Here is a 13,752-nt window from a genome sequence, read left to right as displayed (position 1 = left end):
TTACCCGTCCGCTTCAGCGGTGTTACACGCGATCGAAACCGGCCGCATCGCGGAGGGACGGCGATGTGAGGAGAGCGAGCGGCACGCTCGGCGGCGGCGTGGCCGGGTCCGCGATGGCGCGCGCCAGGGCGGGCGCCGCGCGGACGTCGCCGACCAGCGCGGCGGCGATGGGGGCATCGCCTTCGAGGGTGAGCGCCTTGCGCGTCCGGCGGCGCTGGTCGGTGAGCTGGATGGTGGGGTCGGCGAGGGGGCGGCCGAGGACGGCGACATCGGCGCCGGGGACGTCGTAGGTACGGAGGCGGAGGGCCGACCGAGTGAACGAGCCGGTGGGGACTTCCTTCGGCGGTTGACAAACTGGGACAATGTTTCCGAGGGTGGTGTGACCTCCGGTTGGGGAGGGGTGAGAATACTGTGCCAGTTCGCTGACTTTCACGGCTGCGCGGCGGGCATCGTCGAGGGCGGCGAAGGCCCCGACCGCACCGTTCTCGGCGCAGTCGCCGATCGCGAACACGCGGGGGTCGCCGGGCGAGCGGCCGTCGGCGTCGACCAGGATCCCGCGTTCGAAGGGCAGGCCGGCGGCGCGGGCCAGGGAGACGCGGGGGCGGGTCCCGCAGGCGAGAACCACCAGGTCGGCGGTGGGCCACGTGCCGGTGGCGGCGGAGACCTCGGTGCCGCAGCGGACGGTGATGCCCGCGGTGGACAGGGAGTCGGTGAGGAGGGCCGCCGACTCGGCGTCGAGCCAGCGGGAGAGCAAGTGCGGCCCCCGGTGGACCAGGTCGACCCGGACGCCGCGCCGGGCCAGCGCGCAGGCCGTCTCGACACCGAGCGGGCCGCCGCCGACCACCGCAACCCGACGCGCGCCGTCAGCCAGGGCGCGAAGGATCGTGCGGGCGTCGTTAAGCGTGCGGAGGGGCACCGCGTTGCCGCGCACCGGGGGGATGACCGGGTCGGCGCCAGTGGCGAGGACCAGGAAGTCGAAGGCAGCGGTGGCGATGGAGCCGAGCGGCGTGCGGCGGTAGGTGAGGCGGGGGTCGGCCAGGGCCGGGAGGCTGATGGCCTCCGGCGTGTGGCGGCCCGCGAGCAGATCGGTCAGCAGGACGCGGTTGTAGGGCCGGCCGGGTTCGGCGGTGTGCCAGGTGACGGTGCCTTCGAAGCCGGGCGACGCGAGCATGCGCCGCACGAACTCGTGGCCGGCCAGCCCGGCGCCGGCGACGACGATGCGAGCATTCACCGCTCCACCTCCACCCGCACCGCCGCGGTCTTGAACGCCGGCATCCCGGACACCGGATCCGTGGTCCGCCGTGTAACAGAGTTCGCGCGCCCCGGCCCGGCCCAGTGGAACGGCATGAACACCGTGTCGGACCGGATCAGCTCACTGATCCGTGCCGGTGCCACCGCGCTCCCCCGCCGGCTCGTCACGCGCACCGGGTCGCCCTCGGCCGCCCCGACCGCCGCGGCCAGATCCGGATGCAGCTGCACGTACGCCCCCGGCTCCGCCGCGTTGAGGCTCCGCACCCGCCGTGTCTGGGCCCCCGACTGGTACTGCGCCAGCACCCGTCCCGTCGTCAGCCGGTACGGGAACTCCCCGCACGGCTCCTCGACCGCCGGCTCGTGCCCGACCGCGACGAACCGTGCCCGGCCGTCCGGCGTGCCGAAGGAGTCCAGGAACAGGCGCGGCGTGCCGGGGTGATCCGGCGCGGGGCAGGGCCAATGGAGGCCGTCTCCCTCGGCGGCGGCGTCGAGCCGTTCATGCGACAGACCGGAGTAGTCGGCGACGCCGCCAGCCGAAGCCCGCGCCAGCTCGGCGAAGACCGCGGCGGGGGAAGTGAGGAACCCAGGCACCCCTAGCCGCTCGGCCAGACCTCCCAGGACGTCGAGATCCGACCGCACCCCCGCCGGCGGCGTGACCGCCCGCCGCCGCAGCAGCACCCGCCCCTCGAGGTTCGTCATCGTGCCGGTCTCCTCAGCCCACTGCGTCACCGGAAACACCACATCGGCCAGCAGGGCCGTCTCCGACAGCACCACGTCGCACACCGCCAGGAACTCCAACGCCTCCAACCGCGACGCCACGAACGAGGCGTCCGGCGCCGACACCACCGGATTCGACCCGGCCACCAGCAGAGCCCGTATATCAGCACCGCACGAAGCCAGCAGCTCCATCGCCGGCCGCCCCGGCCCCGGCAGCGCCTCCGGGGACACGCCCCACACCCCCGCGACATGCTCCCGCGCCGCCGGATCCGTGATCTTCCGGTAGCCGGGCAGCTGATCCGCCTTCTGCCCGTGCTCGCGTCCGCCCTGCCCGTTGCCCTGACCCGTGATCGCTCCGTAGCCGCAGTACGGACGCCCCGCTTTCCCCGCCGCGAGCGCCAGGTTGATCCACGCGTTCACCGCGTCGGCCCCGTCGGCCTGCTGTTCGGTGCCGCGCGCCGTGAGCACCATCCCGTTCTCGGCTCCTGCGAAGACCCGCGCCGCCGCGCGCACGTCCCCGGCCGGCACGCCGCACACCGCCTCCACCCGCTCCGGCCACCACCGCAGCGCCTCGGCCCGCACTTCCTCGAACCCGCTGGTCCGGGCCGCGACGAACTCCTCGTCGACCAGATGCTCGGCTATCAGGACGTGCAGCAACCCGGCCGCCAGCGCGGCGTCCGTCCCCGGCACCGGCTGGAGGTGCAGGTCGGCCTGTTCCGCGGTCCGCGTCCGCCGCGGATCGACCACGATCAGCCGTCCGCCGTTCTCCCGCTGCGCTGTGAAGTACCGCAGCGCGGGCGGCATGGTGTCGGCGAGGTTCGAGCCGACCAGGAGGATCACGTCCGTCCGCGCGACGTCGGCCAGCGGGAACGGCAACCCGCGGTCGACCCCGAAGGCCCGCTGCGATGCGGCCGCGGCGGCGCTCATGCAGAAGCGGCCGTTGTAGTCGATGTGCGGTGTCCGCAACACCACCCGCGCGAACTTTCCGAGCGAGTACGCCTTCTCATGGGTGAGCCCGCCGCCGCCGAAGATCCCGACCGCTTCCCGGCCGTGCGCGGCGGCGATGGCCGAGATCCGCGACGCCGCGAAGTCCAGGGCCTCGTCCCATGTCGCCGTTTCCAGCTCCGAGCCGGAAGTGCGGCGGATCAAGGGGGAAGTCAGCCGCGACGCGACATCGAGCAGCTCGGTCGAGGTCGCGCCCTTCTGGCACAGTGCCCCCTTGTTGACCGGGAACGCGTCCCAGCCACCCGCTTGGAGCCGCGCCCCGTCCGAAGCGTCGGTCCGCAGTTCCATCCCGCACTGCAACGCGCAGTACGGGCAGTGAGTCCGAGTCACGGCGGCAGCGGCGTCGGCAGAAGCGGCAGAGGCGTCCATGCCCCCCACCCTCGCCACCCCGCGTTTCCACCACGCCGCGCCGTCGTTACCCGCGCGCGACGGAGATCTCACACCGCCCGACTCCGGAAATGACGACGTCCCCCGCCTGTGTTCGCGGCCGTTCCCGAGGGGCGAACCGTCTTACCGCCCCGTAGCCGGTCGGCAACACCGCCGTAATCGGGCCCGGAGATAGTGCGGCGCATGGACACGACGACTTCCGACCCGGACACACCGGGTTCACCGGCCGCTCCCCGCCCCGGGACCGCCTCCGAACCCCTCATCGGCTGCGTCGTGGCGATCACCTCCGACCGGAGGCGCGAGGAGCTGGGGGCGATGCTGCGCCGCCGCGGCGCCGAGGTCCTGATGGCTCCGACCATGCGCATCATCCCGCTGCACGATGACAGGGTCTTGCGGGCCGCCACCGAGGAGTGCCTGCGCGGCCCGCTGGACTACGCGGTCGCGACCACCGGCATCGGCTGGCGGGCCTGGATCTCCACGGCCGAGGGCTGGGGCCTGGGCGAGCAGCTGGCCGGCGTCCTGGCCGGCGCCACGCTGACCGCCCGCGGGCCCAAGGCCACCGGCGCGATCCGCCAGTGCGGGATGCGCGAAACCTATTCGCCGCCTTCGGAGTCGTCGAGCGAGCTGCTGGCCTGGCTGCTGGCCCAGGACCTGACCGGCACCCGGATCGCCGTCCAGCTGCACGGCAGCGCCGACACCGCCTTCCTCGACGCGCTGCGCGGCGCCGGCGCGGACGTCGTGCCGGTCCCCGTCTACCAGTGGGGGCCGCCGCAGGACACGGCCGCCGTCGGCCGCCTGATCGAGGCCGTCGTCCGGCGCCAGATCCACGCGGTGGCGTTCACGTCGGCGCCCGGCGCGGCGGCGTTCCTGGCCGCGGCGGAGAACAGCGGCAGCCTGCCGCGGGTCGTGGAGGCGATGCAGGCAGACGTCCTCGCGGCGTGCATCGGCCCGGTCTGCGCCGCACCCCTGGAGCCGCACGGCATCACCTCGGTGTGTCCGGACCGCGGCCGTCTGGGCTCGCTCGCCCGGGTGATCACCCAGGAGCTGCCGCCGCGCATCCGCCGCCGGCTGAACACCCCGGGCCGCGACATCGTGGTGCAGGGCAACGCGGTCCTGATCGACGGCCGGCCCGTGCCGCTGCCGCCGCTGCCCGCCGGGGTGCTGCGCGAGCTGGCGCGGCAGCCGGGGCGGGTCCTGAGCCGGGCGGAGCTCCTGCGGCGGGTCTGGACCGGGATGCGGCGGGACGAGCACGCGGTCGAGGCGACGGTCGCGCGGCTCCGGTCCTCGCTCGGGGAGCACGCGGACGTCGTGGCGACGGTGACGAAGCGGGGCTACCGGCTGGCGGTCGAGCCCGGATAAACCACCTGATCCGCTCTGCGGATCATGGCATGCTCGCTCCATGAGCCTGCTCGCCTTCACTTCGGTTCCCGCGCCCGACTACCCGGTACCGGCTCCGATCCGTGAGGCGGCGCGAGGTCGCGCGGTGCATCCGGTGTGGGTCAACCCGGCCGGCGGGGCGACGTTCCGGCTCGGCGACGGTCCCGGCGCGCGCTACGCGAAGTGGGCGCCGGCCGGAGCCGGGCTGGACTTGGCGGGAGAGGCCGCCCGGATGCGGTGGGCCGGCGCCTTCGTGACCGTGCCCCGGGTTCTGGAGCTGGACTCGGACGACGACGGCACCTGGCTGGTCACGGCCGCGCTGGACGGCGAGATGGCCGTCGTCGACCGCTGGAAGGAAGATCCGGCGACCGCGGTGCGGGTGATCGGGGAGGCGCTGCGGGCCTTCCACGACGCGCTGCCGGTCGCCGACTGCCCGTTCTCCGCCTCGGCCGAGGAACGCGTCGCGGAGGCGGTGCTAAACGCCGACCGACTCGACCAGCGCGACTTGCACCGCGACTACGCGCACCTCACCCCCGCCGAGGCCCTCAAGCGGGTCGCCGACATCCCGCCGGTCGACAAGCTCGTCGTCTGCCACGGCGACACCTGCGCGCCGAACACGCTGCTCACGCCGGACGGCCGCTTCGCAGGGCACGTAGACCTCGTCGAACTCGGCGTCGCCGACCGCTGGTCCGACCTCGCGATCGCCACGTGGTCGACGACGTGGAACTACGGCGACGACTGGGAGAAGCCCCTGCTCGACGCCTACGGCATCGACCCGGATCCGGAGCGCACCGAGTACTACCGCCTGTTGTGGAGTGTCGGGCCCTGATACGGCCCCGGCGACGGGCTCAGCGCCGCCGCAACCCGTCGAACACGAGATGCGTCACCGCCGACGCGACATCGTCGGCGGACCACCCCGGTCCGGGCCGGTACCACTCCACCACCGAGTTCACCATCCCGAACACCAGCCGCGACGCCAGGTGCGGATCGATGTCCGAACGCAGCGCCCCGGCCGCCGCGGCCCGCTCCACGAACCCGGCCAGCCGCAGGTCGATCTCCCGCCGCCGGCCCTGCGCCGCCCGCTCGGCCTCGGTGTTGCCGCGCACCCGCAGCAGCAGTGTCACGTATGGCAGCTCCTCGACCAGGATCTGGACCGCCCGGAACACGGCCTGCTCCACCCGGTCCAGCTCCCCGGCGTCCGGCAGCGCCTCCATCTCGTCCAGCGAGCCGTTCAGCGCGTCCAGGGCCCGGTTGACGCCGCGCTCCAGCAGCTCTTCCTTGCCCTTGACGTGGTGGTAGATCGACGACTTGGTGATCCCGGCGGCGCGAGCCAGGTCCTCCATGCTGGTGCCGTCGTAGCCGCGTTCGTTGAACACCGCCACGGCGACTTCCAGCAGGGAGTCGGGGGTGTACGTGGTGCGCCGGGACGAGGCGGTCTCTGTGCTCATCGCTTCCTGTTCTAGATCATTTCTCGGTCGGGCGCATCTCGCTCGTGTCGCTCGTGTCGCGCATGTCGCGCATATCCAAGATGCGCTGCGCCTTGCCCTGGGAGCGTTCCAGACCGCCGGGGGCGAGCACGTCGACCGCGATCGTGACCCCGAACTTCTCCTTGACGCCGTACGCCAACCGCGCGCCGGCCGCTTCGCGGTCCACTCCGGCGTCACGCGCCTCGACCCGCACGCACAGCTCGTCGAGCCGTCCGGGCCGGGTCAGCACACACACGAAGTGCGGTGCGAGCCCGTCGACGGTGAGCAGCTCCTCCTCGACCTGGCTCGGGAAGAGGTTGACGCCGCGCACGATCATCATGTCGTCGCTGCGCCCGGTGATGCGCTCCATCCGGCGCATCGGCCGGCTCAGGCCCGGCAGCAGCCGCGTCAGGTCACGGGTGCGGTACCGGATGACCGGCATCGCCTCCTTGGTCAGGGAGGTGAAGACGAGTTCGCCCCGCTCGCCGTCCGGCAGCACCTCGCCGGTCTCCGGGTCGACGATCTCGGGGTAGAAGTAGTCCTCCCACAGGTACGTGCCGTCCTTCTCGGCGACGTCCTCGTTGCCGACGCCGGGGCCCATCACCTCGGAGAGCCCGTAGATGTCGACGGCGTGGATCCCGAGCCGCTCCTCGATCTCCGCGCGCATGGCGTCGGTCCACGGCTCGGCGCCGAGCACCGCGACCCGCAGCGATGTGGAGCGCGGATCGACCCCCTGGCGCTCCATCTCGTCCACGATCGCCAGCAGGTAGGACGGCGTGACGCAGATGACCTCGGGCTCGAAGTCCTGGATCAGCTGCACCTGCCGCGCCGTCATGCCGCCGGAGACCGGGATGACGGTGCAGCCCAGCGCCTCGGCGCCGTAGTGGACGCCGAGGCCGCCGGTGAACAGGCCGTAGCCGTAGGCGATGTGGACGCGGTCGCCGGAGCGGACGCCGGCGGCACGCAGCGAGCGGGCGCCGACCGCGGCCCAGTGTTCGAGATCCGCCTTGGTGTACCCGACGACCGTCGCCTTCCCGGTCGTGCCGGACGAGGCGTGGACCCGCGCGACCTCGTCCCTCGGCACGGCGAACATGCCGAAGGGGTAGTTGGCGCGCAGGTCCTTCTTGGCCGTGAACGGGAAGAGCCTGAGGTCCGCCAGTTCCTTGAAGTCGTCGGGGTGCACGCCGGCTTCGTCGAACGCCGCCCGGTAGTGCGGCACGTTGGCGTAGGCGTGGCTCAGCGTCCACGCCATCCGCTCGGTCTGCAGGGCCCTGAGTTCGGCGACCGGGGCCTGTTCCATCGGGTCCGGGTCGGCCGGCGGAATCTGGGGGAGCCCGGTCACGCCGCACGCTCCAGCAGCACCGCGATGCCCTGGCCGACGCCGACGCACATCGTGGCGACGGCGTACCGGGCCTGGCGCTCGGCGAGTTCCAGTGCCGCGGTCAGGGCCAGCCGGGCCCCGGAGGCGCCGAGCGGGTGCCCGAGGGCGATGGCGCCGCCGTTGGGGTTGACGTGGGCGGCGTCGTCCGGCAGCCCGAGCTCGCGCAGGCAGGCCAGCGACTGGGAGGCGAACGCCTCGTTCAGCTCCCAGACGTCGATGTCGCCGACGCCGAGTTCGGCGCGCTCCAGCAGGCCGCGGCTGGCGGGCACCGGCCCGATGCCCATGATGCGCGGCTCGACCCCGGCGGTGTGCGAGGTGACGACCTTGGCCAGCGGGGTCAGCCCGTACCGGTCCACGGCCGCGCCGGAGGCCACGAGCAGCGCCACGGCGCCGTCGTTCACGCCGGAGGCGTTGCCCGCGGTGACGGTGCCGCCCTCGCGGAACGGCGTGCCGAGCTTGGCCAGCGCCTCCATCGAGGTACGACGCGGGTGCTCGTCCTGGTCGACGACGATCGGATCCGCCTTGCGCCGCGGGATGACGACCGGCGAGATCTCCTTGGCCAGACGGCCGCTCTCCTGGGCCCGCAGCGCCCGCTCCTGGGAGCGGACGGCGAACGCGTCCTGGTCCTCACGGCCGACGCCGAACTGCTCGGCCACGTTCTCCGCGGTCTCCGGCATGGAGTCGATCCCGTACTGCTTCTTCATCAGGGGGTTGACGAAGCGCCAGCCGATGGTGGTGTCGAAGACGTCGGCGGAGCGGGAGAACGCGGTGTCGGCCTTGCCCATGACGAACGGTGCCCGGGACATCGACTCCACGCCGCCGGCCACGACGACGTCCGCCTCCCCGAGCCGCACCTGCCGCGCCGCCTGCACCAGCGCCTCCAGCCCGGACCCGCACAGCCGGTTCACGGTGACGCCGGGCACGCTCACCGGCAGCCCCGCCAGCAGCAGCGCCATCCGCGCCACGTCGCGGTTGTCCTCGCCGGCCTGGTTGGCGTCGCCGAAGAAGACCTCCTCCACCGCCTCCCCGGGGACCTGCGGGAGGCCGGCCATCAGCTCGCGGATGACATGCGCGCCGAGGTCGTCCGGGCGGACGGCGGCGAGGGCGCCGCCGTAGCGGCCGAAGGGGGTGCGGGTGCCGGTGACGAGGTAGGCGTCGGTCATGTTCAGTCCTTGCCGGGCGGAGCGGGTTGAGGGGAGGGGGCGGTACCGGGCTCGGTCGGAGCCTGCTTCGAGAACTCGGCGAGCAGCGCCGAGCCGATGTCGTGGGCGCGCCGTTCGATGAGCGGGTGGTCCATGAGGCGGTCGGCGTACGCGAGTTTGCGCAGGAGAGGCGAGGCGCGGTAGCGACCGTCGCGGTATTCGTCCTCAAGGTTGTCGAGGACTTCGCAGATCCAGCCGAAGCCTAGATCGCCGCCCCATTCGAGCGGGCCCCGGGGGTAGTTGACGCCGAGCTTCATGGCGGTGTCGATGTCGTCTTCATCCGCGTCGCCCCGGTATATGGCGTCCACAGCCTCGTTGACCAGGCGGGCGACGGTCCGGGTGACGATCAGCCCCGGCACGTCCTCCAGCACGACCACTTTCTTGCCGGTGCCCTGGAGGTAGGCGATCGCTTCCTCCACCACGGCCTCGGGCGTGTCCGCAGCCGGGGCGATGGCCGCCGTCGTCATGTCGTCGTCGAGGGTGAGGTCGACGAGGATGCGGCCGTCGCCATAGGAGGTGGCCGTCTTGCCCGAGCTGCGGTAGAGACTGAAGGCACCGGCGCCGACAGGACCGGACTCCCGGGCGGGTCGGTCCGCCTCGTAGCCCGGAGCGGGCTTGGCCGCGCCCTCCGCGTAGTCGTAGAACCCGCGGCCGCTCTTGCGCCCCAGCCGCTTCGCGGCCACGTGCTCCTTCTGCGTCCACGCCGGGGCGTAGCGGGGGTCGTAGCCGGTGGCCTCCCACACGGAGGTCGAAACGGCGAGGTTCACGTCGAGCCCGATCATGTCCATCAGCTCGAACGGCCCCATCTTGAAGCCGCCGCTCTCGCGCAGCACCGCGTCGATGGTCGCGAAGTCGGCCGTCTGCTCCTCGTACGCGCGCAGCGCCTCGGCGTAGTACGGGCGCGCGACGCGGTTGACGATGAAGCCCGGCGTGGAGCGGCAGCGCACGGTGGTCTTGCCCCAGGCCTCGGCGTAGCCGCTGACGGCGTCGCGGCACGCCGGGTCGGTGGCGACGCCCTCGACGATCTCGACCAGCGGCATCAGCGGCGCCGGGTTGAAGAAGTGCATGCCGACCAGACGCCACGGGTCGCGCATCCCGCCGGCGATCGCGCTGATCGACAGCGAGGAGGTGTTGGTGGCCAGGGCGCATGCGGCGCCGACGACGTCCTCCAGCTCCGCGAACAGGTTCTGCTTGACCGCGAGGTCCTCGATGACCGCCTCGACCACGAGCACGGCGTCCTTGAGAGCGGTGAGGGAGTCGGCCACGGTGAGCCGGGCCTTGGCCGCCTCAGCTTCCTCAGATCCGAGCTTGCCCTTGGCCGCCAGCGAGTCCAGCCGCTTGGCGATCCCGTCGACCGCCCGCGCCGCCGCCCCGTCGAGGGCGTCGTACACCGCCACCGCGTGTCCGGCCTGCACCGCGAGCTGCGCGATCCCGGCACCCATCGTGCCTCCGCCGATCACTCCGACGAGTGAGCCACTCGGCGCGTTCCCCACCATCGACCTCGCTCCTTCCGCGGCCGGACGTGCCCAGGCGGTGTCGCTCTGGAACCGACCGACCGTTCGGTTTACTCTAGATCCCGTCAGGGCCAGCACACCAGCATTCCCGGGAGTCGATGATGACCGCCACGGCCGAAGAGTTCACCGCCCGCCACCGCGACACCCTCGAGCGGGCGCTGGAGGCCATCCGCGAGCGTGCCTTCTGGACGCCCTATCCCGAGATGCCGAAAGCGTACGGGGAAGAGGCCGCCGCCGAGGGCAAGGCCGCGTACGACGGGTACCTGGGCCGGTCGTTCCCCCTGGTCCAGCCGGGGACCGACGAGATGGTCGGCGGCGAGAAGTCGCCGTACGGCGTCGAGCTCGGCGTCACCTACCCGCACCCGGACCTGGACGTGCTGCTGCCGGCGATGCAGGCGGCCATGCCGAAGTGGCGCGACGCCGGCCCCGCCGCGCGGGCCACGGTGCTCATCGAGGCGCTGGCCCGGCTGAACGCCCGCACCCACGAGATCGCGCACGCCGTGCACCACACCTCCGGCCAGGCCTTCGGCATGGCGTTCCAGGCCGGCGGCCCGCACGCGCAGGACCGCGGCCTGGAGGCGGTGGCGTACGCCTACGCCGCCCAGACCGCTCAGGTCGCGGCGGCGGAGTGGGAGAAGCCGCAGGGCCCCAAGCCGGCGCTGAAGATGGCCAAGCGGTTCACCGCCGTGCCCCGCGGCATCGGCCTGGTCATCGGCTGCAACACCTTCCCGACCTGGAACAGCTACCCGGGCCTGTTCGCCTCGCTGGCCACCGGCAACGCGGTCGTCGTGAAGCCGCACCCGAACGCGATCCTGCCGCTGGCCATCACCGTGGCGGTGCTGCGCGACACCCTGGCCGAGGCCGGGTTCGAGCCGGACCTGGTGGCGCTGGCGGTGGAGAAGCCGGGCGAGGGCCTGGCGAAGGTGCTGGCCACCCGCCCCGAGATCCGGATCATCGACTACACCGGCTCGACCGAGTTCGGCGAGTGGCTGGAGCGCAACGCCCCGCAGGCCGTGGTCTACACCGAGAAGGCCGGCATCAACACGGTCATCGTCGACTCGGTCGAGGACTACAAGGGGATGCTGGGCAACCTGGCGTTCTCGTTCTCGCTGTACAGCGGGCAGATGTGCACGACGCCGCAGAACATCTTCATCCCCCGCGACGGCATCACGGCCGGCGGCGAGCACAAGTCGTTCGACGACGTGGCCGCGGACCTGGCGGGCTCGGTGGAGAAGCTGCTCGGCGACGACGCCCGCGCCAACGCGCTGCTGGGCGCGGTGTGCAACGCGGGGGTGAGCGAGCGCCTGAAGAAGGCCGAGTCGGTCGGGAAGACGGTGCTCGCCTCCCGCACCGTGGCCAACCCCGAGTACCCGGGCGCCGAGGTCCGCACCCCGCTGATCGCGGCCGTGGACGCGGCCGACACCGACGTCTACACCGCCGAGTGGTTCGGCCCGATCAGCTTCCTGATCGCCGCCGACGACACCGACACCGCCATCGAGACCTTCCGCAAGACGGTCACCGAGCACGGCGCCATCACCGCGGCGGTCTACTCCACCGACGACGAGGTGATCGCCCGCACCGAGGAAGCGGCCCTGGACGCGGGCGTGAACCTGTCGGTGAACCTGACCGGCGGCGTGTACGTGAACCAGAGCGCGGCCTTCTCCGACTTCCACGCGACCGGGGCGAACCCGGCGGCCAACTCGGCCCTGTCGGACCTGGCGTACGTGGCGAACCGGTTCCGCGTGGTGCAGTCGCGGCGGCACATCTGAGGCCTTCAGTTCTCAGGGTCCTGACGGATTTTCCATGCCCGGCCGACCGCTCGCCGCCCCCACTCGTGCCCACAGACGTTTGGGGGAAGCAGTTTCAGGGGACGGCATGTCGCACTGGCGATCCGCGGACGGAGACGCCAGACTGCCCGCATGAGCGACGAGCGCCCCACCGCGGTCCGGGTCGAGAAGGCCGGGCCCGTCACCACGGTGATCCTGCACCGTCCCGAGGTCCGCAACGCGGTGGATCCGCAAACGGCGAGCTCGTTGCTGGCGGCGTTCCAGGAGTTCGAGGCGGATCCGGGCGCGCATGTCGCGGTCCTCTACGGCGACGGGGGCACGTTCTGTGCCGGCTTCGATCTCAAGGCCCTGACCGCCGGGGCGGTCCCGGCCGGGATGGCCGAGTACGGCGACGGCCCGATGGGCCCGAGCCGCCTGCGGCTGTCGAAGCCGGTGATCGCGGCGGTCGCGGGGCATGCCGTGGCCGGCGGGCTGGAGCTGGCGCTGTGGTGCGATCTGCGCGTCGCGGAGGAGAGCGCGGTGTTCGGGGTGTTCTGCCGGCGGTGGGGTGTCCCGCTGGTGGACGGCGGGACGGTGCGCCTGCCGCGTTTGATCGGGCAGAGCCGCGCCATGGACATGATCCTCACCGGACGCGCCGTCGAGGCGGACGAGGCGCTGTCCTGGGGACTGGCGAACCGCGTCGTCCCGGACGGGACGGTGCGCGAAGCCGCCGAGGCCCTCGCCGCGGAGATCGCGGCGCTGCCGCAGCTGTGCCTGCGCGAGGACCGCCTGTCGGCTCTCGAGCAGGACGGGCTCGGCGAGGAGGAGGCCCTGCGCAACGAGCTCCGCCACGGCCAGATCTCGCTGGCGGAGTCGCTGGCCGGGGCTCAGCGTTTCGCGGACGGTGCGGGCCGTCACGGCACCGCGGCCGGTTAGCGTTCACCGGCGCTGAGGCGACCTGGCCCGACACCCCCGTCACGCGGGGCGACCTCGCGACCTGTCACCCATCCGGCGCCACGCTTGACACCTTCCCCGTTGCCCACGCCCCGTCCGCCGTGCGAGCATCCGGCCATGACCGCGACCGTGCACGTCCTCACCGTCGGCTATGTCGGCCCCAAGACCGCCTCGACCGTCACCCTGATCCGTGACGGGGCGGCGCAGGTGGTCGTCGATCCCGGCATGGTGGCCGACCGGGACCTCATCCTCGGCCCGCTGCGCGAGCTCGGCGTCGCGCCGGAGGACGTCACCGACGTGGTCTTCTCGCATCACCACCCGGACCACACGCTCAACGCCGCGTTGTTCCCCAACGCGCGGTTCCACGACCACTGGGCCATTTACCAGAACGACGACTGGGACGACCGGGACGCCGACGGTTATCAGCTCTCCGATCACGTCCGCCTCATGCGCACCCCCGGGCACACGCCGGAGGACATCAGCACCCTGGTGGCCACCGAGGAGGGTCTCGTGGTGCTCACCCATCTGTGGTGGAGCGCCGAGGGACCGGCCGAGGACCCGTACGCCACCGACGGCGAGCAGCTCCACCGGCACCGCGAAACGGTTCTGGCTTCGGAGCCGGTGCTGATCGTCCCCGCACATGGCGCCTCGTTCGCCCCGTCGGGGCAGACGCCGCGCTAGTGTCCTGCGCCGGAAATCCGCTGCGGAAATCGACTCCAGGAACGACCCTGG

General features: G+C 72.5%; 11 protein-coding genes. 5 read left to right on the top strand and 6 right to left on the bottom strand.

Going from position 1 to position 13,752, the window contains the following annotated elements; translation table 11 throughout:
* Positions 1 to 22: 22 nt before the first annotated feature.
* Both ABD466_RS40710 and ABD466_RS40705 read right to left on the bottom strand, forming a co-directional pair.
* On the bottom strand, positions 23 to 1,231 hold the full coding sequence (locus tag ABD466_RS40710) for an NAD(P)/FAD-dependent oxidoreductase (RefSeq protein ID WP_344662655.1): 1,209 nt from the start codon (positions 1,229 to 1,231) through the stop codon (positions 23 to 25).
* A complete protein-coding gene (locus ABD466_RS40705) occupies positions 1,228 to 3,342 on the bottom strand; it encodes a molybdopterin oxidoreductase family protein (RefSeq protein WP_344662654.1) in 2,115 nt (704 codons plus the stop codon). Before ABD466_RS40705 ends, ABD466_RS40710 begins: the two co-directional genes overlap by 4 nt.
* Positions 3,343 to 3,543: 201 nt before the next feature.
* Between ABD466_RS40705 and ABD466_RS40700 the strand changes: the two genes are divergently transcribed.
* Positions 3,544 to 4,719 (top strand): uroporphyrinogen-III synthase, encoded by a 1,176-nt coding sequence (locus ABD466_RS40700; protein WP_344662653.1) that lies wholly within the window; start codon positions 3,544 to 3,546, stop codon positions 4,717 to 4,719.
* Positions 4,720 to 4,759: 40 nt separating this feature from the next.
* On the top strand, positions 4,760 to 5,566 hold the full coding sequence (locus ABD466_RS40695; protein WP_344662652.1) for an aminoglycoside 3'-phosphotransferase: 807 nt from the start codon (positions 4,760 to 4,762) through the stop codon (positions 5,564 to 5,566).
* Positions 5,567 to 5,585: 19 nt separating this feature from the next.
* Here the strand turns inward: ABD466_RS40695 and ABD466_RS40690 are convergent, their stop codons facing one another.
* From ABD466_RS40690 to ABD466_RS40675, 4 genes are read right to left on the bottom strand one after another with little or no spacing between them, the layout of a single operon-like run.
* On the bottom strand, positions 5,586 to 6,185 hold the full coding sequence (locus ABD466_RS40690; RefSeq protein ID WP_344662651.1) for a TetR/AcrR family transcriptional regulator: 600 nt from the start codon (positions 6,183 to 6,185) through the stop codon (positions 5,586 to 5,588).
* Between the two features lie 16 nt (positions 6,186 to 6,201).
* On the bottom strand, positions 6,202 to 7,503 hold the full coding sequence (gene paaK / locus ABD466_RS40685) for a phenylacetate--CoA ligase PaaK (protein ID WP_344662679.1): 1,302 nt from the start codon (positions 7,501 to 7,503) through the stop codon (positions 6,202 to 6,204).
* 38 nt (positions 7,504 to 7,541) lie between these two features.
* Positions 7,542 to 8,747, bottom strand: coding sequence for a 3-oxoadipyl-CoA thiolase (pcaF, locus tag ABD466_RS40680; RefSeq protein ID WP_344662650.1), 1,206 nt, complete (start codon positions 8,745 to 8,747; stop codon positions 7,542 to 7,544).
* A gap of 2 nt (positions 8,748 to 8,749) precedes the next feature.
* Complete coding sequence (locus tag ABD466_RS40675) at positions 8,750 to 10,282, bottom strand: 3-hydroxyacyl-CoA dehydrogenase NAD-binding domain-containing protein (RefSeq protein ID WP_344662649.1); 1,533 nt, start codon at positions 10,280 to 10,282, stop codon at positions 8,750 to 8,752.
* A gap of 119 nt (positions 10,283 to 10,401) precedes the next feature.
* Between ABD466_RS40675 and paaN the strand changes: the two genes are divergently transcribed.
* The 3 genes from paaN (at position 10,402) to ABD466_RS40660 (ending at position 13,701) form a co-directional block, all read left to right on the top strand.
* A complete protein-coding gene (paaN, locus tag ABD466_RS40670; protein WP_344662648.1) occupies positions 10,402 to 12,069 on the top strand; it encodes a phenylacetic acid degradation protein PaaN in 1,668 nt (555 codons plus the stop codon).
* Between the two features lie 150 nt (positions 12,070 to 12,219).
* Positions 12,220 to 13,002 (top strand): crotonase/enoyl-CoA hydratase family protein, encoded by a 783-nt coding sequence (locus ABD466_RS40665; protein WP_344662647.1) that lies wholly within the window; start codon positions 12,220 to 12,222, stop codon positions 13,000 to 13,002.
* Between the two features lie 135 nt (positions 13,003 to 13,137).
* A complete protein-coding gene (locus ABD466_RS40660; protein WP_344662646.1) occupies positions 13,138 to 13,701 on the top strand; it encodes an MBL fold metallo-hydrolase in 564 nt (187 codons plus the stop codon).
* Positions 13,702 to 13,752 lie beyond the last annotated feature (51 nt).

The sequence above is a fragment of the Catenulispora subtropica genome, assembly GCF_039531675.1.
Classification (GTDB): Bacteria; Actinomycetota; Actinomycetes; order Streptomycetales; family Catenulisporaceae; genus Catenulispora; species Catenulispora subtropica.
The sequence above is the reverse complement of the archived record's forward strand: the minus strand, read 5'-3'. Positions and strand labels throughout refer to the sequence as shown.

Coding starts and splice junctions, on each gene's coding strand:
- ABD466_RS40705 (WP_344662654.1), bottom strand. CDS start 3,342: ATGGACGCCTCTGCCGCTTCTGCCGACGCCGCTGCCGCCGTGACTCGG.
- ABD466_RS40700 (WP_344662653.1), top strand. CDS start 3,544: ATGGACACGACGACTTCCGACCCGGACACACCGGGTTCACCGGCCGCT.
- ABD466_RS40695 (WP_344662652.1), top strand. CDS start 4,760: ATGAGCCTGCTCGCCTTCACTTCGGTTCCCGCGCCCGACTACCCGGTA.
- ABD466_RS40690 (WP_344662651.1), bottom strand. CDS start 6,185: ATGAGCACAGAGACCGCCTCGTCCCGGCGCACCACGTACACCCCCGAC.
- paaK (WP_344662679.1), bottom strand. CDS start 7,503: ATGGAACAGGCCCCGGTCGCCGAACTCAGGGCCCTGCAGACCGAGCGG.
- pcaF (WP_344662650.1), bottom strand. CDS start 8,747: ATGACCGACGCCTACCTCGTCACCGGCACCCGCACCCCCTTCGGCCGC.
- ABD466_RS40675 (WP_344662649.1), bottom strand. CDS start 10,282: ATGGTGGGGAACGCGCCGAGTGGCTCACTCGTCGGAGTGATCGGCGGA.
- paaN (WP_344662648.1), top strand. CDS start 10,402: ATGACCGCCACGGCCGAAGAGTTCACCGCCCGCCACCGCGACACCCTC.
- ABD466_RS40665 (WP_344662647.1), top strand. CDS start 12,220: ATGAGCGACGAGCGCCCCACCGCGGTCCGGGTCGAGAAGGCCGGGCCC.
- ABD466_RS40660 (WP_344662646.1), top strand. CDS start 13,138: ATGACCGCGACCGTGCACGTCCTCACCGTCGGCTATGTCGGCCCCAAG.